The following is a 16,213-nucleotide window of genomic DNA, read 5'->3' as shown; positions in this document are numbered from 1 at the left end:
TTCCCGCTCCGAAACATCGGTGCGGACTCGCGGCGTTGACTACCAGCGCATCGTACTGCGAAGATCGGCAAATTGGAAACAGCGTTTCGTATAGAGAAACTGGAGAGTGTCGTGCCGGAACTCCTGATCCGCAATGCCCGCGTCGTCCGTGCGGGTGACTCCGCGCCGGACAGCCTCGAACTATTCGACATCGCAGTCTCGGCGGGCGCGATCGAGGCGATCGGCCCCGCTCTACCCGCCGGAGAGCGGACGGAGGTGGTAGACGCGGCCGGCCTGCTCGCCTTCCCCGGTGTCGTCGACGCGCATCAGCACTGGGGCATCTACGGCGACCTTGCCGCCGACACCGAGAGTGAAAGCCGCGCCTGCGCACAGGGTGGCGTGACCACCTCGCTGAGCTATCTACGGACCGGGCGTTATTACCTGAACCGTGGTGGCTCGTATCGGGATTTCGTGCCCGATGTCCTCGACCGGATGGCGGGACGATCATCGGTCGACTACGGCCTGCATCTGGCGCCGATGACCGCTGAGCACATCGACGAAATCCCCTACCTGGTAGCGGAATTCGGGGTCACGTCGTTCAAGATCTTCATGTTCTACGGCGGCCACGGCCTGCACGGCCGATCGGCGGACCAGTCCGACTTCCTGATGATCCCGCCGGGCGAACGCTACGACCTGGCCCACTTCGAGTTCGTGATGCGTGGCATCCAGCGTGCCCGTGCGCGATTCGGCGACCACCTGTCGTTGTCGCTGCACTGCGAGACCGCCGAGATCATGGCCGCCTACACGGCGCTGGTAGAAGGGGACAGCGCCCAGAGCGGGCTGCGCGCCTACAGCGCTTCGCGCCCACCGCATTCCGAGGGCTTGGCGATCACCATCGCGTCCTATCTCGCGCACGAGACCGGGCTGGCCGACATCAACCTGCTGCACCTGTCCTCGGCCAAGGCGGTCGAAGCCGCGATGACGATGGCAAAAGCCTTCCCGCGGATCAACTTTCGCCGTGAGGTCACCATCGGTCATCTGCTCGCCGATGTGGACACGGCGCACGGCATCGGCGGCAAGGTGAATCCGCCCCTGCGCGAACGCTCCGACGTGGAGGCGCTGTGGCGGCATCTGCTGGCCGGCGACATCGACTGGGTGGTCAGCGATCACGCGTGTTGCCGGGACGAGCAGAAGTTCGGCGCCGACCGGGATGACGTGTTCCTCGCCAAATCCGGTTTCGGGGGCGCGGAGTATCTGCTGCCCGGCTTGGTCGGCGAGGGAATGAAGCGCGGCCTGCCGCTGGGCCGGATCGCCGAACTGACCGCGGCGAACCCGGCCCGGCGCTATGGGCTGGCCGGCAAAGGGGACCTCGCGGTGGGGTTCGACGCCGATATCGTGCTGGTCGATCCGGACGCGCGCTGGACGGTACGGGCGGCGGCCTCCGAATCAGCGCAGGAATACACACCTTTCGAAGGCTTCGAGATGAATGCCGCGGTCACCGACGTGTTCCTCCGTGGAAACCACATTGTCCGGGACGGCGAAGTACAAGGCGACGCGCACGGCCGGTACCTGCGCCGCGGCCGGCCGTGAACGCCGGCGACTACTGATACGTGGGGTCGGCCCACTGCCCGATCGAGCGGGAGCGGACCGGTTCGACCGGGCGCGGCGCGAGGCTGTGTGGCAAGTCCGGGCCCCAGTTCGTCGGGGTGCCGGACACCTCGATCTTGGCGTTGTCGGTATACCAGTCCACGAGGTCGGCGTCGGAACGAACGATCCAGGTGCAGCCCTGCTCCGCGTGGGCGGTGAAGTCGCCGTGGCGAATGCGCGCGGGCCGCCAGAAATACGTTCCCGGCCACATCTTGCCGAAGTTGTAGTCGAATCCGCCGTCGAGACAGTACGCCTCCTCGCTGCACGGATGGTGGGCCAACGGCTCCTCGCGCCACCCCGGCTTGGCCTTGATGAGCCGGGTGTAGAAGCCGGTTTCCTGATCGCGGTGCAGGAGCTTGATGTAGAGCCCGGGGACCGGGGTGCCGCCGAGATCGAAGCGCATCGGGCTGCCGTCCTTGACGTCGATCCACGGCATCGCCGCGGTGTCGAGCACGACCAGTTCTTGGTCGTCGCGGACGAAGTCCCGGTCACCGTCGGCCGGCTCGAACCCGTGGGCTCCGCCTTCCCGGAACAGCAGGATCTCGGTGTCGGCGGTGACCGAAATCGGCGGTGTCCATACGCCTTTCGGGGCCATCCAGAAGCCCTCGGGGCCGAGCTCGGTGGCACCGATGGTGACCTGCCCGGACAGGACGAACCATTCGGTCTCGGCCTGGTGCACGCCGGCCGGTCGCGACCAATCGCTGGTGAAACGAACCTTGAGCGAGGCGGATCCGTCCTCCTCGTCGTAGCTGAGGTTGCGCTGGTCGGCGCTGCCGGTGGCGTGCTGGAACTCGGCGGTGTGCCGGATCAGATCGCGTTCGTCGATGAGTTCGACATGTGGACGCATGGGTCCTCCTGGGGCGAGCGTTAATAACGATACAAAATGTACTGGTTATTAATATTCAAAACAAGATGTATCGTTTATTGGGTGAGCAAGCCCGGACGCCCGGTCGGCCCCGCCGCCGACACCGAGGAGATCGTGTTGACCGCCGCCTTGGATCTTGTGCTGACCGAAGGGGGTTCGGCGTTGACTCCACAGCGATTGCATGCGGTCACCGGCGTCGCCCGGACGACGATCTACCGGCACTGGCCGACGCCGCGCGACGTTCTCGCGGCCCTCATCTCGGTCGCTCCGCATCAGGCGGCGGAGCCGAGCGGTGATCCGGTCGCCGACCTGCGCGCCGAAGTGGATCTGCTGTGTGATCGACTGCGGGACAAGCCGGTTGGCGCGTTTCTGCGGGCACTGGTGACCGCCTCGTCGGCCGATGCGGAATGTGTCCCGTTGCGTCAGCGCTACGTCCTGGATCTCCTCGCGCCGATCCGCAGATCGGTGCGTGCGGTAGGCCTCACCGGCGAAGCCGCCATCGATGAGGCGGCCATGGCCATCGTTTCGCCGCTGCTCGTCGACACCCTGTTGCTCGACCGATCCGCCGGGCGAGCCCGTGCCCACCGCGCGGTCGACGACGTGCTGGCCCGGCGGGTGGGCTCGATCCGATGACCAACGCGGTCGGCCCCCGAGCTGTCTTCGGTGTGATCGTGCCGAGCACGAATACCGTTGTCGAACACGACTATTGGCGGGCCGGATTGTCCGGGGTGGCCTATCGCGCCGGCTCGATGTACATCCCGGATCCGGTGATGGGCAACGACGACGACTTCCGCGCCCTGCTCGGGCAGATCCGGGGCTCGATCGACACCGCGGTGCGGGACGTGCTCACCGCGGAGCCCGATCGGCTGGTCATGGGTATGTCCGCCGAGACGTTCTGGGGCGGAGTCGCCGGCAACGCGGCCTTCGAACAACGACTCCGGGACCGCACCGGATTGCCCGTGACCACCGGCGCAAGTTCGTGCCGCGCCGCCTTGAACGAACTCGGTTGCCGTCGTATATCGGTCTTTTCGCCGTACCAGCCGGTCGCCGATGTCGAGGTGGGACGGTTCTTCACCGAGGCGGGCTTCGACGTCGCCGCGATCACCGGACTACGCTGCCCGACCGCCATGGACATCGCCCGGGTCGGCAGTGAACGGTTGCGGGAAGTCGTCGCCGCGCTCGACGGCCCGGACGTCGATGCGATCGTCCAGGTCGGCACCAACCTCTCGTTCGTCGGACTGGCAGACCAGCTGGAAAACGAACTCGGAAAACCCGTCATCGCGATCAACGCCGCCACGCTCTGGCACGCGCTGCGCGAGCACGGGATCGACGATCGGGTCGAGGGCGCCGGGCAATTGCTGCGCGCGCACTGACCGCGGCGCGACGTTCACGACACGCGGCTCAGCGGCCAGTCAGCGGGCAGGTGCAACCAGGCGCCGATCATTCGCAGCACCGTCAACACCGCTTGAATCTCGTCCAGGCCGGACGCTATCGCGTGGGGATGGCCGTCAATGCGGAAGGGGCACAGATAGAACTCGCCTTCGGTGGCACGGAGCGGCCGGCCGATGGCGATCGTCCGTGGGCCGTCGGCGGTAGACAAGGTACGGATCGCGATCAGTTCCCCGAGTGCATAGCTCGCGGCGGGCGACTGGGTGACCCGATCGGTGTGCGGCGACGGAAAACCCAGATGCGCGGGGCCGACGACCGTGTAGGCGTGACCGTCGTCGTTCGCGCGGGTCAGCACATCGCCGATATCGGCCAGCGCGCAGTACAACGCGGCGATCGCATCCACACCCACCGCGGACGACTCGCCCCAGCCCTGAATCCTGAACGGGCACACCGTTCCGGAATCCGGACCGAGCCCGGGCTTGCCTACCTCGATCAACAGCCGCCCGGTCCCGTCCGCGACAACCCGGGTGGCGATCACCTCGCTGATCTGACTCTTCACCGTCTCCCGCTCGCGCATTCGCACCTCCGCTGTGCGCGTCAACTCGACCATGCCCGTACGCACGACCGTATTCTCCGGCGGTACCCGATCCTGATCGAGTCAACCGGACGGCGACGGATGTCACGGGCCGGGCCGAGTCACAGCGAGGCGCGCATGCGTTCGATCCGTTCCAGCAGAGCTTCGAGCGCGTCTTCGAATTCGGCGAGGCTGTGATCCTCGGACAGCATCGGTTGCAGGCGAAACAAATTCGGATATTGCGCGAGTTCACCGGCTGCGGTCCGGCCGGGAGCCGCGCCGATCGCCGGGCTGTGTGCGGCAACCTCGAGTAACAGTTGGCCGAGTAGGAATGTCGTGTAGGAGCGGTACGCGGCGACGGCGGCGTCGTCGTCGAATCCGTAGGCGAACAAGGTATTCAAGAATGTCTCCATCCACGACAGACTCGCCAGCGGCGGACGGACCCACGGCGCCTCCGGCGGGGGAGTCGCTGCCGCGACGAGAAATAGCTCAGGATCGTCGAGTGCGATCTGACGCATCCCATGCCCCAGTCGCACCAAGAAATCCTGCCAATTGTCCGACGATGACGCATCGCTGAGGCAGTTGCCGATCGCGTCATCGGTCTCGGCGTCACGTCCTTCGACGGAACCCTGACCGCGCATTCGACACAATGTAGCTGGCCGCGTTTACCTTGTAAACTGGCGAGGTCAGGGGCTAGGTGTGCGTCGACGGCGTTGCTCAGTTGGGGAGTGTGTGAACGGTGAAATAGGCTGACCGTTGGTCTTGCTTCAACGCGTGCAGTGAGGGGATGTCCGGTGGACGAACATCACGACGATCGCGTAGAGGATTTGGCGACGATGCCGGACTCTCGCGACTCCGAGTCGAGCGAGCGCGATGACTCGCGCGCACCGTTGAGTAGACGCCTGATCCTCGAAGTTGCCATCGATCTGGTCGATCAGGAAGGTCTGCGCAAGCTGACCATGCGCCGGCTGGGGTCGGCATGCGGCGTCGAGGCCATGGCCCTCTATCGATACGTGCACAGTCGCGAGGACCTGCTCGGCGGCATGGTCGATTTGCTGATCGGCGACCTGCACACCGACCAACTCGCTGCCCGGCGCAAAGAAGACGGCTGGCAAGATTTTCTGTTGCGGTTGGCGCATGGGGTGCGCCAGATCGCCCTGGACCATCCGGAGTTGTTCCCGTTGGCCGCGACTCGCCCGCCGGAAGCGCCGTGGGTGCGGCCGCCGTTGCGGAGCTTGCGGTGGATGGAGACCTTTCTCGACACCCTGCTGGCCTACGGATTCGACGACGACGCCGCGGTCGGCGCGTACCGCTCCTACACGACATTCCTGTTGGGGCAGCTATTGCTGGAGGTTGCCGCACGAGGTCCCGCGACGACCGGGGATGCGGGGAGTTCGTCGGGTGGTGGGTTGTCGGACTTTCCGCATCTGTCCCGGTTGCAGCCGAAGCTGTCGCAGGATCACAGCGCCGTCGAGTTCGAGGACGCGCTGGAAGCGTTGCTGGACCGGATCGAACTCATGCTCCCCGTCGACTGACCGGACCCCCCGGACGTGGAGGTTGGACTCGATGTGGCGAGGATACAATGTAAACTTGATTCGTGACCGACTTCGACTCAGGCCCGTCAGCTGCGCGAACCTCCCGTTCAGCCGGGACGCGGCTGACGATCGAGCAGGTCGTGCTCGATCGCGTGACCGTCCTGCGGGCCAGCGGCGAGATCGACGTGCTGACCGCGCCGCACTTGGACGAGGCCATCGATCGGGCGTTGTCGACGGACGGTGACGAGCCCCGCTGCGGTGTCGTCGTGGATTTGTCCGCCGTGACGTTCCTCGCCTCCGCGGGACTGGCAGTCCTGGCCGCCGGCGCGCAGCCGAGGACCGGTGGGCAGCGGCTGGTGATCGTGGCCAACCGCTCGGCAACGATCCGGCCGCTGCAAGTCACCGGTCTGACGGATCTGCTGAGCGTCTACAGCACAGTCCCGGAAGCAGCAGAGGCGCTGCGGCACACTCACGGTGGAGCTGTGGACGATCTGACCGCCCAGGCGGACACACCCAGTTAGGGGCGGCGAGGGAAACTTCAGCCGGCCGTCTCCGGGCGTCGCTCGTGTTCGGAGAGCCAGCCGGTGTTCTCGTTGCCGAGTACGGATTCCACGCGTTCGATCAGCGTCGCCCGCCGATCGGTCGACAGGTACGGACCGGTGTTGGCGAGGAAGAGGTACTTCTCTCGCTTCAACGCTTCCGCCGTTCCTCGATAGCGCAGCCAATTCGTGTGCCATTGGAACAGCTGCTGGGCGCCTTCGGCGATCACCACGAGCGCCGCGATCGAGGCGGTCACTCCGGCGGGCGCGGAGAGCGCGGCGACCACCGGCACCGCGGCGCCGACGGCGATCTGCCCGAACTTGACCCGCTTGTACATGCGTTGCGCCAGTGCGCCTTTCGTGCTGTACCAGCGCAACTGCTCGTTCAGTCGAACCCATACCGGGTCGTTCTCGTCCACCGATCCGCCCACTTCTGGCACAGCCCACTATAGGCACGGGCGGGACGGCGGGCGGGGGTGTTGCGGCGATCTGGCGCGAAACGATCGGCGCGCTTGGATAATCGGCGTATGCAGGCGAGACGGTCGGTCCGGTGGGCGATCGGCGCGATCACGCTTGCCGCAGTGCTGATCGCCGGGTGGGTCTGGTGGCGGAGTGCGCCGAAGGTGGAGCGGGCCACCGGCTGGCAGATGCAGACGGATCTGCCGATGCTGGTGGTGGGCCCGCGCGCTCTCGTAGTGGGCAGCAACGGGGATGTGTATGTGCCGGAGGCAGAGTATGTGCAGCGACTGCCGGCCGGGGGTTTCCGCCCTGAGCGCCTTCCGGTTCCGGGGCTGAAGAGTCCCTTCGCGGTCGCGTTGGGCCCGGCTGATGAGTTGTATGTCGGCGAGTACGCAACCAGGCGAGTACTGAAGATCTCGGCGGATCGGAAGACGATCACGACCCTTCCGCTGCCCGATTCGACGGGCACCGGGACATCGCTCGGAATCGGTGTGGCGGTGGACCGTTCGGGCACCCTCTTCGTCACCGACATCGACAGATCGCGGGTGTTGAAGCTGCCCGCAGGCGCGGATTCCTTCGAGGTTCTGGCGACTGTCGAGCATGTGCGCCCGGTGATCGCGGTATCCGACGACGGCGATCTCGTCGTCCTCGTGTCGGACCCGGATCCGGGGCCGGGGACATCGCTGCTCACCTTCCGCGGAGGAAAGGCGCCCGCAGTGGCGACCCCGGTCCCGGGCCTGCAATTCGTCAACGCGATCACGATCGATCATCGGGGCAATCGGTTACTCGCCGACAATGCGCTCCAATTCGCTACGGAGAAAGGCGAATTGCAGTCGACGACGACCGCCACGCTCTGGCGGCTCGCGCCGCAGGCGAAGACACCGCAACGGCTGCCGTATACCGATCTCGGTGAGGTCCAAGGCATTACGGTGGACGCGGCAGATACCATCTACTACACCGACAGCGAACCGGCCCGGGTCGTACGGCTTTCGCCGGTCGGATGACCGCCTGTCATCGGCAGGTGTCGCGGTAGGGAAGTTCTTGGATGTATTGCCGCCACCCCTCCGGGGAGAGTCCGGATCCTACTGTCGTGCAACCGATGTCGGCCGGTTCGCGGCGAAGTTCGTGGAGCCGGTGCAGATCCCATTCGACCACGGCTCCGAGTTCGTGACCGGTGACCAGCCGGCCCGAATCGGCAGTGAAGGCGGCCGTCGCGATTTCTCTGGCCCCGATATTGCGAGGTTCTCCGATCTGCGTCGGATGAGCGGGGTCGGTGACGAGCCACATCTGCACCTGATCGTTGCCGAAAGTGGCGAGAATCGTTCCGGTCGAATCGAATCGGGCACGGAAGTCGCTGCCGAGATCGGAGAGCACGGCGTTGCCGACCGGCTTCGCGTGTGCCGGGTCGGTGACGTCCCAGAACTGTCCGGCGCCGTGCTTGATGACCACCAGCATGCCGGCGGCCGGTGAATACGCGATCTGAGTGCTCTGTTCGAGTGGTATTTCGCCGCGTGGTACCGGATGGTCGGCGTCGGTGAAGTCCCAGATGGTCAGCATCCGGTGTACCCAGCCCACTGCGTGCAGGCGGCCGTCAGCGGTGAAGGAGACCTGTGCCATCGGTCCATCGTGGATGCCGCGTCCGAGTCGCTTCGGCGCTTCTCGCTGTTCGATACTCCAAACCAGCGAGTTCTGATAGCTGCCCGCGGCGAGTCGAGTGCCATCGGGCGAGAACGCGAGGGTGGACACGACCCCGTCGAGTCCGGTCAGCGGCGGACCGAGCCGCCGCGGATGGCGTCGATCACCGACATCCCACAGCGACACGGTGCGATCCGGACTGCCGGTCGCCAAGGTCTTGCCGTCGGATGACAGTGCGACACAGCTGATTCGAATCTCATTGACGTAGTCGAGATGCTCGGTGTCGAAGGACACCGCGCGCACCGGTCCGTCGCGCTGTCCGGTCTCCCAGAGGTCGACCTTCCCGTTCTTGCCACCTACCGCGATGAGATCACCGCTCGTCGCGACGCCGCACCCACCGGCAACCTGATCGACCTCGCCGGAGAACGGTCGGCCCATGGGCTGTGGTTGCGTGTGTGCGTCGATCGTCCACAGCGACGTCCGCCCGTCGGCTCCGCCGATCGCGATGATCTCCTTCGCCGAGAACGCGATTGCGGTCGCCGCGGTGGCATCGCCGACCGGTCGCGTCCGCAGGCGAGCGGTTTTTTCGTCAGCGGGGATTTCATATAATCCGACCCCGTTGCCGAACCCGGGCGCGATGGCGAGATCGTTGCCGGTGGGGCCGAACGCCAGCTTGGACCAGATGCTACCGATGCTCGGGCCCGAGTTCGGGTACAGGCGCGGACGGGCCGGGTCGGTGATGTCCCAGCGCGTGAGGCCGCCCGGAAAGATCGTCGCAGCCAGTTGGCTGCCGTCCGGGGAGAACGCCAGGTCCTGTGTAGGCCCCTGCCCGGTCACCGGTCGGCTGATCGCCCGCGGCGTATGCCGATCCGAGACGTCCCAAATCGTGATGGCGCTGCGTGTCGCGATCACCAGAAGCCGTCCGTCCGGCGAGAATTCAGAGCTGTAGACTTCGTCCTCCGGCGGCGAGAGCGTAGCCGCCGGCATCGGATGCTCGGGGTCGGTGAGGTCCCATAGCTGGGTCGGCTGCTTATCGGTGTAGCCGATGGCCAGCATCGTCGCCGGCGCGAACCGAATGCTCAGTTTCTCCGAAATATCGAGGACTGAACGCGCTTTGAGATGCGGACGGGCCGGATCAGTGACGTCCCACTGCATCAGGCCGTCCACGCTGGACGAATTGTGCTTGGCCTCGGCGGAGGGCGACAGCCCCATGCGCACGTATACGGCGTTCAGGTCTTGGGCGGCTCCGGTGAGCAGAGTCTTGCCGTCGGGAGTGAAGGCGATGTCGGTGATGTCGCTGACGTCGGTGAGCGGCTGGCCCAGTTGCTGTGCGCGGCCTGTGTCGGACAGGCCCCACAGGGCGACGGCCCCGCCCGAATGCTGTACCGCGATCGTCTGCCCGTCCGGCGAGAATGCCAGCCGGAAGACTCGGTTCGGGGGCCCGTCCAGGGTGCCCGCGTACCGGGTCGTGGACAGCATGTTGATCAGCCACTGCCGCGTCTCGTTCCCGGGATCGATCCGGTCGGCCGCCAGACCGAGCCGGATCGCCATTCGCGGGTCGAGGTTGCGTAGCTGATCCGCCTGCGCCAGCAACTGCCGCGCCACCGCGGTGTGCTGTCGCGCCACCGCCTGCTGCTGTTGCACGATCGCGATGACCGCGGCCACCAGCGCCGCGCACAGCAGCGCCGACAGCACGACGGTCGCCCGGCCGCGGCGAAACCGATCCCGTCGGTAGCTGCGTTCGAGGAATTCCCTTGCCCGTGAACTTGTTTCGACCCGGGTGGTGCTGAGGCGACGGAGGCGGGGCGGCCACTGCCGCAGCTGTGGCCGGGGCAGCAGCCGCAGGCGTGCGCCCGTGTCTTTCATCGCCACCGCGAGCCGGTCACGTTCCCACAGCCGCTGCGGCTTGTGGTCGTCGTTCGCCCATTCGGTCGCGGCGATCTCGACGGCCCGCCGGGCCCGCAGCGAGTCGCCCTCGCGAGAGATGGCGTCGCGCAACGGCGTCCAGTTCCGCAGGAACGCTTCGTGTGCGGGGGAGACGACGATCTGCTTGTCCTCCTCGGCGGTGGCCAGCAGCCGGTGGGTGACGAAGGCGTCGATCGCCTGCTGTGCGGACTCGGTGAAATCCGCGCGCGGAATCCGGTCGCGGGTCGGGACACCGTGTTCGTCGACAGTGACCAAGCGCAGCAGTATCGTGATGATCTCGTCGCGCGACAGCCCGGTCGCCGTGTGCGCCTCGGCCAGCGCGGTCTCCGCCTGCCGGGCCAATGCGCCTCGGACACCACCGATTTCGGTGTAGCGGTGATGCGAGAGCTGGTCGCCACGACGGAGCCGGAACGCGAGCTGTTCGAGGGTGAATGCGAGCAGCGGGAGGGCGTCGCCGGTACCGGTGTCCGTCAGCAGCGCTTCGACCAGGCCGTCCTCGATGGTCAGGCCCGCCACCCTGGCCGGTCCCTCGATGACCTCGCGTAATGCCTCGTTGCGCAACGGCAGCACCGGGTGGGTGCGCGTCGGGATGCGGGACAGCGCGGGATCCGCGCCGAACGGTTCCAGGAATTCCGGTCGCAACGTCGCCAGGACCTGTACCGGCCCGCCGATGGCGGGGATCAGCGCGTCGACGAACTCGGCGCGTTCCGTTGCCGGGGTGCGCCGCAGCAACTCCTCGTACTGGTCGATCACCAGGAGTAGCTTGCGGTCGGCGCCGCCCTGCTCGGCGAGCAGGAGTTCATCGGCCGCGTCACGAAAGCCGTTGCCGGTCAGTCGTTCTCGCTGGAAGGGCGTTTCCCGATCCAGTCCCGCGCGTCGTCTGGCGGCCGCGAGCGAGCGAGCCAGCGCACCCACCGGGTCGGTGCCGGGAACGATCGGTTCGAGCGGCGACCAGAGCGGTTCCCCGGCGATGCGCGGGATGACGCCCGCCCGCACCAGCGAGGATTTCCCGCACCCCGATGGTCCGATCACGAGCTGGATCCCCGGAGCGGTGCGGTTAGCCGGTTGACGCAACAGCTCGGCGATCTCCGCGGCCTCGCGACCGCGCCCGAAGAACACCCGATGCCGGCCGATGTCGAAGGCGTCGAGGCCGGGATAGGGCGATCGGTCGTCCGACCAGCCCAGGCCGCCGCCCGCGTCGAGCCTGCGCAGTGCGACCGCGAGCTTCTCCCTGGCCACCTCGGGTTCGGTCGCGGCATTGGACTGCTGCAACGATTTCAGCAGCGGATGAACGATATCGGCCTCGACCCGCACCGTCAGCAACATGCTGCCGTTCGCCTTTGCGATCCCGACCTCGGCCGCACACCACACCGACGCGAGATAAGCCCCGGTGACCACACAGACGACCGCATCGGCCCACCGCAGCCGCCGATAGAGTTCGCCCTCCCACTCCTCGCCGACGATCAACCCGTCGACCGGATGCAGATCCAGGAAAACCTCGTGCCCGTCGGCAACCAGCCACCCGCGAACCGCACTGGCCCACTCGCGATCCCTGCTCGAGTGACTGATGAATACCCTGGCCAACACTTCTCCCACGCGGAGGCCGAACCGCCAGCTCAACGGTACCGGCACGGCACCGCGGTTCGCGGGCCTTTCGCGCGGTCAGGTCGGTTGTCTCGCCGGACGGGGCACCGGCGGAGCTGCCGCCTGCTCGTCCTATGCAGGCGACTCGTCGAACGGTCCAGTCGTGCGAACAGCGGATACCGGCCACCGAATGCGATTGCCACACTGAGTTGTACGCGCAGGGCAGCGCTGCGTGCCGTGCGGCGCAGTCATCTGCGGTGACAGATGACGGTGGGCGAATCGTGGATCGCGAACAGAATTACTTCGACGCGCTGGTTGCCGATTATGTCGCTGCCCGCGACGACGAGCGTGAACTGAACAACCAGCTGGTCGGTGTGTTCGGGGGCGTGGTGACCACGTTGACGTTGTTCGGCGCCTTCGTGACCTTTGTCAGCGGTAAGGAGCCGTTGACCCGTATCCCCGATGCCGCGGCGGCCGCGGTCCCGCTCATTCCGCTGGCGCTGGCGTGCATGATGCAGGTCACCGCCTCGCAAGCCACTGTGCGCAGTTTCTATACCCGTGCCCTCGAACGCGAATTGTCGAAATTGCTGCCGCTGAGCAAGCCGGACATGGCCGGTTATCCGCTGTTGCGACCGCTTACGTACCGGGAAATGATCGGTGAACTCAACTCCCTCAGCCGTGGCTACCGGATTCCGCGCATCCTGCAACTCGTCGCGATGCTGTCGTTGGAGTTCATCTTCTTGGGCTTGCTGTGCTACATGGCCCGGGACTTCGCGTTCTACATTCAGTTCACCATGCTGGTGATCTATTTGCCGATCATCGTGTTGCTCGTGGTGGAGGCGGGCAACGGCACCGTCAACGGGCGTTCGTACTTTCTGAAGCTGGTGCGTGACACGCGGATTCGTCGAGCGGCGCCGCTGCTGCCGCTGATCCGACCGGCGACCGGCGAGCGGACGTTGCTGTCGTATCTGTTGCTACCGCGGCCGATGGATTTGAGCAAAGCGCTGTTCTTTCCCATCGGGACGCTCACCTTGATCGTGCTGCGGCCATCGGTGCTGGATGTCCCCTTCTTCGTTCCCCGAGCGCTTGTGCTGTGGTTCATCCTGGAGATTTTGATCTATCAAGGGCGATACCAGCTCAACGACCTGCGGGGTCTCGACGAGGACCGGGTATCGCCGAATGCCGCACAGCGGGGGCGGATCCCGACCCGGGCGGCCGGGCTTCAGGTAGCGGCGTACGCGACATTGGGGGCAATCGGAGGACGGGTCGTCTTGACCGTCATCCTGTGCGGGCTACCGTTCATCTCGTTCTTCCATCACGTAATTCCCATGGCTGCTGGGGTTTTGGTGATCGCGGTGTTGTATGAGGGGATTCGGAGCATCGAGCGCAACAGCTTCGACCTGGGCAATCCACGCCGCCACGCACCGGCGGTGATCGGCTGGTCGGTCGTCGCGGCGGTCGGCCTCGGCTATCCGCTCCGCGCGTTCCTGGGGCTTGCCCTGCCGCCGACCATTGGCGGCGGCAAAGACGTTCCGTGGGAATGGAAATGGCCGTGGAATTGGACGTTGCCCTGGCAGTGGAAATGGCCATGGGAGTGGGTGCTGCCCGGGCAAGACGAGTGGACCGCACCGTTCGGCCTGCGCATCGAAACCGGATGGTGGATCGTGATCGAGCTCGCCGGCTACTGCTTCTGGCTCGGTATCGTCTTCGTCTCCATGACCTGGTGCCTGGAAGGCGGAACGTACGTCCGCCGCAGTCGTATGGTCGTCGGGCGGCGAATCTTCTTCGTCGACCGGTTGATCGCCCGCAAGCCCCACCTGCTGCTGTTGCTCGGACAGACCTGTGCATCGGTGGAACCGGTGCAGCCGGTAATTCCCTCCGGCACAACCGCGTTCGACGGTAGGGAAGTTCACTGGCTCGACGGTGGTGCCAGGACCTTCGCGGTATGGAATCTCGCCCTGCCGATCGCGACAGTGCTCGGCGTCGTGTTGGTGAGCGGACTGTGGGGAAATCTCTGGCAGGCAACGCAATACCGAATCGTTGCGGGCATATCGGTGGTCGCGCTGATGGTGTGGGCGATGGTGCCCGTCCGCGTCGGCCTGCCCATGCTCATCCTGCATAGAGCGGTCGACATCATCTGCACGGTATCGGTCGCGATTACGCTACTCGCGACAACGGTCGTCGCCTCGGTAACGAGCCCGCGTTCGTTGACCCCGCCGGCCATTGTGCTCGGCGTGATACTGACACCGCTCGCCTGCGCGATGCCCACCTTGATGTACAAGTACTTCCGCTCGATCTCCTACAACGACCTGCGGCTCCCTGATTTCCTGAGCGCCATCACGCCGCGCAGAGCTCCCCGAAAGATGGTGGGACTCATCGTCGGACGCGGCCTCATCGACCGCATCTGGCCGCTCGGGCGGACTGGACCATAAGGGCGCCGGATGACCCGGGGTTTCGTTCTTGTGCTGGGTGGCGCCACCCGCAGCCTGGAGCGCGCGGTGGATCAGTCGCGGAACATGCGTGGCAGGTAGTGCAGTATCAGGGCTGACCAGGTCAGGTGGGTGAGCAGGGGGGCTTGGATGCCGCCGGTGGCGTGGCGTTGCAGGCCGAACAGGGTGCCCATGAGGACGGAGGCCAGGACGAGGGCGGGGTTGCGGGTCGCGGCGGTGGTGCAGGCGTAGATTCCGGTCGAGACGAGGACCGGGTGCTTGCCTGCGACCGAGTAGACGGACCCGCGGAAGAATATCTCCTCGGCTGCGCCGTTGGCGAGGGTGATCAGCAGTACCTGTGGTGTGGGTCCTTGTTCGGCGTAGCTCAGGACGCCGGTGATTGCCTTGCGCAGGAAAGGGATTCGGCGGGCGATCAGGCCGCAGCCATAGAACCCGGCGAATGTCGCGGCACCGATGAGGACGGGACCGAGTACGGGGCGTTGCGGTTCGGTGTCCTCGATGCGGGCCGTGCGACCACCCAGTGTCCAGGCCGCTGCGGTCGCGAGGGTGAGGCGGTAGAACCGGGCGGAATCGGGTTCGGCGGCGAACGAGGCACCGAGCAGACCGGTGCCCGCGACCGCGACCGCCGCGACCCGGCGTCGTCGCGCAGCGAGCGGGCGAACGGGTTCTGATCTGCGGCTCATGCGGTCTGATCGGCTTCGGCGCGCTCGGCGAGGGCACGCCGCACGGCGTCGTCGTAAGCGAGCGGTTCGAAGGGCACCAGTTCGCGAATGCTGTTGTCCCGGACCACGACTTCGTTGGTCATCGAGTCGACGAGCGTGCGTCCCGTCGTGGTGTCGACATCGGTCACCAGGGACAACCACAACGACGAAAGCTGAGGGGAGAGCAGTGGAACGGGCACGACCACCAGCGGTCGTTTCTCGATCTTGGCGACACGGCGCAGCATGTCGGCGTACTCGAGTACATCGGGGCCGCCGATCTCGAACGTACGTCCGGCGGTTTCGGGGTTGTCGAGAACGCCGACCAGATAGCGGACCACGTCGTCGACCGCGATCGGCTGGGTCCGGGTGCGCACCCAGCGGGGTGTGATCATGGCGGGCAGGTGCTCGACGAGCTGGCGGGTGATCTCCCAGGAGATGCCGCCGTGGCCGACGATGATTCCGGCGCGCAGCGTGGTCACCGGCACGCCTGCCGCGGCGAGCAGGCCCTCGACCTCGCGCCGGCTGCGCAGATGCGCGGACAGGTCGTCGTTGTCCTCGCCGAGACCACCGAGATAGATGATCCGTTTCACGCCGGCCTCGGCGGCGGCGCGGCCGAAGTTGGACGCGGCCTCGGCGTCGCGGCGCTCGAAATCTGTTTCGGCCAGTGAGTGGACCAGATAGTAGGCGGCGGTGCAGTCGGCCATGGCGGTGCGCAGCGAGCCGATATCGGCGACGTCCGCGCCGATCGGTGCCCCGCTGCCCCGGTAGGACTCGGGGTGTCGGGTCATGGCGCGGACGGCGTGGCCCGCATCGGCCAGTTCGGGGCATAATCGCTTGCCGACGAAGCCGGTGGATCCCGCGACGAGCACTGTCATCGGAACATCCTGTCCGTAGATCGAGCATGGATTCGGCTGTCGCCAGGGTCTCACG

At 66.3% G+C, this 16,213-nt stretch carries 14 protein-coding genes; 7 read left to right on the top strand and 7 right to left on the bottom strand.

Features of this window, described 5'->3' with window-relative positions; translation table 11 throughout:
- Positions 1-111 precede the first annotated feature (111 nt).
- Complete coding sequence (locus tag F3087_RS10810; protein WP_150401682.1) at positions 112-1,569, top strand: dihydroorotase; 1,458 nt, start codon at positions 112-114, stop codon at positions 1,567-1,569.
- Between the two features lie 10 nt (positions 1,570-1,579).
- Here F3087_RS10810 and F3087_RS10805 read toward each other — a convergent pair whose 3' ends face one another.
- Positions 1,580-2,473 carry a DUF4437 domain-containing protein gene (locus tag F3087_RS10805; RefSeq protein WP_150401681.1) on the bottom strand — a complete coding sequence of 298 codons (894 nt, stop codon included), beginning with the start codon at positions 2,471-2,473 and terminating at the stop codon, positions 1,580-1,582.
- Between the two features lie 81 nt (positions 2,474-2,554).
- Between F3087_RS10805 and F3087_RS10800 the strand changes: the two genes are divergently transcribed.
- Positions 2,555-3,124: a TetR/AcrR family transcriptional regulator gene (locus tag F3087_RS10800; RefSeq protein WP_150401680.1), complete on the top strand. Its 570-nt coding sequence runs from the start codon at positions 2,555-2,557 to the stop codon at positions 3,122-3,124.
- Positions 3,121-3,864: a maleate cis-trans isomerase family protein gene (locus tag F3087_RS10795; protein ID WP_150401679.1), complete on the top strand. Its 744-nt coding sequence runs from the start codon at positions 3,121-3,123 to the stop codon at positions 3,862-3,864. Before F3087_RS10800 ends, F3087_RS10795 begins: the two co-directional genes overlap by 4 nt.
- Positions 3,865-3,878: 14 nt before the next feature.
- Here F3087_RS10795 and F3087_RS10790 read toward each other — a convergent pair whose 3' ends face one another.
- On the bottom strand, positions 3,879-4,502 hold the full coding sequence (locus F3087_RS10790) for a DUF6968 family protein (RefSeq protein WP_150401678.1): 624 nt from the start codon (positions 4,500-4,502) through the stop codon (positions 3,879-3,881).
- Between the two features lie 74 nt (positions 4,503-4,576).
- Positions 4,577-5,095, bottom strand: a complete 519-nt coding sequence (locus F3087_RS10785; RefSeq protein WP_150401677.1) for a TetR/AcrR family transcriptional regulator C-terminal domain-containing protein — start codon at positions 5,093-5,095, stop codon at positions 4,577-4,579.
- A 195-nt stretch (positions 5,096-5,290) separates the two neighbouring features.
- Between F3087_RS10785 and F3087_RS10780 the strand changes: the two genes are divergently transcribed.
- Together F3087_RS10780 and F3087_RS10775 are read left to right on the top strand one after the other, a co-directional pair.
- A complete protein-coding gene (locus F3087_RS10780; protein WP_150401676.1) occupies positions 5,291-5,989 on the top strand; it encodes a TetR/AcrR family transcriptional regulator in 699 nt (232 codons plus the stop codon).
- 62 nt (positions 5,990-6,051) lie between these two features.
- Complete coding sequence (locus F3087_RS10775) at positions 6,052-6,510, top strand: STAS domain-containing protein (protein ID WP_150401675.1); 459 nt, start codon at positions 6,052-6,054, stop codon at positions 6,508-6,510.
- Positions 6,511-6,527: 17 nt separating this feature from the next.
- Here the strand turns inward: F3087_RS10775 and F3087_RS10770 are convergent, their stop codons facing one another.
- The gene (locus F3087_RS10770; protein ID WP_150401674.1) at positions 6,528-6,968 is read right to left on the bottom strand and encodes a DUF4231 domain-containing protein; all 441 of its coding nucleotides are present in this window, start codon (positions 6,966-6,968) and stop codon (positions 6,528-6,530) included.
- Between the two features lie 87 nt (positions 6,969-7,055).
- Here F3087_RS10770 and F3087_RS10765 point away from each other — a divergent pair, with 87 nt between their 5' ends.
- Positions 7,056-7,991: an NHL repeat-containing protein gene (locus F3087_RS10765; RefSeq protein WP_150401673.1), complete on the top strand. Its 936-nt coding sequence runs from the start codon at positions 7,056-7,058 to the stop codon at positions 7,989-7,991.
- Positions 7,992-7,998: 7 nt separating this feature from the next.
- Here the strand turns inward: F3087_RS10765 and F3087_RS10760 are convergent, their stop codons facing one another.
- Complete coding sequence (locus tag F3087_RS10760; protein WP_191093886.1) at positions 7,999-12,132, bottom strand: nSTAND1 domain-containing NTPase; 4,134 nt, start codon at positions 12,130-12,132, stop codon at positions 7,999-8,001.
- A gap of 584 nt (positions 12,133-12,716) precedes the next feature.
- Here F3087_RS10760 and F3087_RS10755 point away from each other — a divergent pair.
- Positions 12,717-14,564, top strand: coding sequence for a hypothetical protein (locus F3087_RS10755; RefSeq protein WP_191093885.1), 1,848 nt, complete (start codon positions 12,717-12,719; stop codon positions 14,562-14,564).
- Positions 14,565-14,635: 71 nt separating this feature from the next.
- Here F3087_RS10755 and F3087_RS10750 read toward each other — a convergent pair whose 3' ends face one another.
- Together F3087_RS10750 and F3087_RS10745 are read right to left on the bottom strand one after the other, a co-directional pair.
- On the bottom strand, positions 14,636-15,265 hold the full coding sequence (locus F3087_RS10750; protein WP_150401670.1) for a CPBP family intramembrane glutamic endopeptidase: 630 nt from the start codon (positions 15,263-15,265) through the stop codon (positions 14,636-14,638).
- The gene (locus F3087_RS10745) at positions 15,262-16,158 is read right to left on the bottom strand and encodes an NAD(P)H-binding protein (protein ID WP_150401669.1); all 897 of its coding nucleotides are present in this window, start codon (positions 16,156-16,158) and stop codon (positions 15,262-15,264) included. The genes F3087_RS10750 and F3087_RS10745 overlap by 4 nt, the downstream gene beginning before the upstream one ends.
- Between the last annotated feature and the right edge of the window lie 55 nt (positions 16,159-16,213).

The organism is Nocardia colli (assembly GCF_008704205.1).
GTDB classification, from domain to species: domain Bacteria; phylum Actinomycetota; class Actinomycetes; order Mycobacteriales; family Mycobacteriaceae; genus Nocardia; species Nocardia colli.
The sequence above is the reverse complement of the archived record's forward strand: the minus strand, read 5'-3'. Positions and strand labels throughout refer to the sequence as shown.

Excerpts from the sequence above, each read along its gene's own strand:
- F3087_RS10805 (WP_150401681.1), bottom strand. The coding sequence starts at position 2,473 with ATGCGTCCACATGTCGAACTCATCGACGAACGCGATCTGATCCGGCAC.
- F3087_RS10795 (WP_150401679.1), top strand. The coding sequence starts at position 3,121 with ATGACCAACGCGGTCGGCCCCCGAGCTGTCTTCGGTGTGATCGTGCCG.
- F3087_RS10785 (WP_150401677.1), bottom strand. The coding sequence starts at position 5,095 with ATGCGCGGTCAGGGTTCCGTCGAAGGACGTGACGCCGAGACCGATGAC.
- F3087_RS10780 (WP_150401676.1), top strand. The coding sequence starts at position 5,291 with ATGCCGGACTCTCGCGACTCCGAGTCGAGCGAGCGCGATGACTCGCGC.
- F3087_RS10765 (WP_150401673.1), top strand. The coding sequence starts at position 7,056 with ATGCAGGCGAGACGGTCGGTCCGGTGGGCGATCGGCGCGATCACGCTT.
- F3087_RS10750 (WP_150401670.1), bottom strand. The coding sequence starts at position 15,265 with ATGAGCCGCAGATCAGAACCCGTTCGCCCGCTCGCTGCGCGACGACGC.
- F3087_RS10745 (WP_150401669.1), bottom strand. The coding sequence starts at position 16,158 with ATGACAGTGCTCGTCGCGGGATCCACCGGCTTCGTCGGCAAGCGATTA.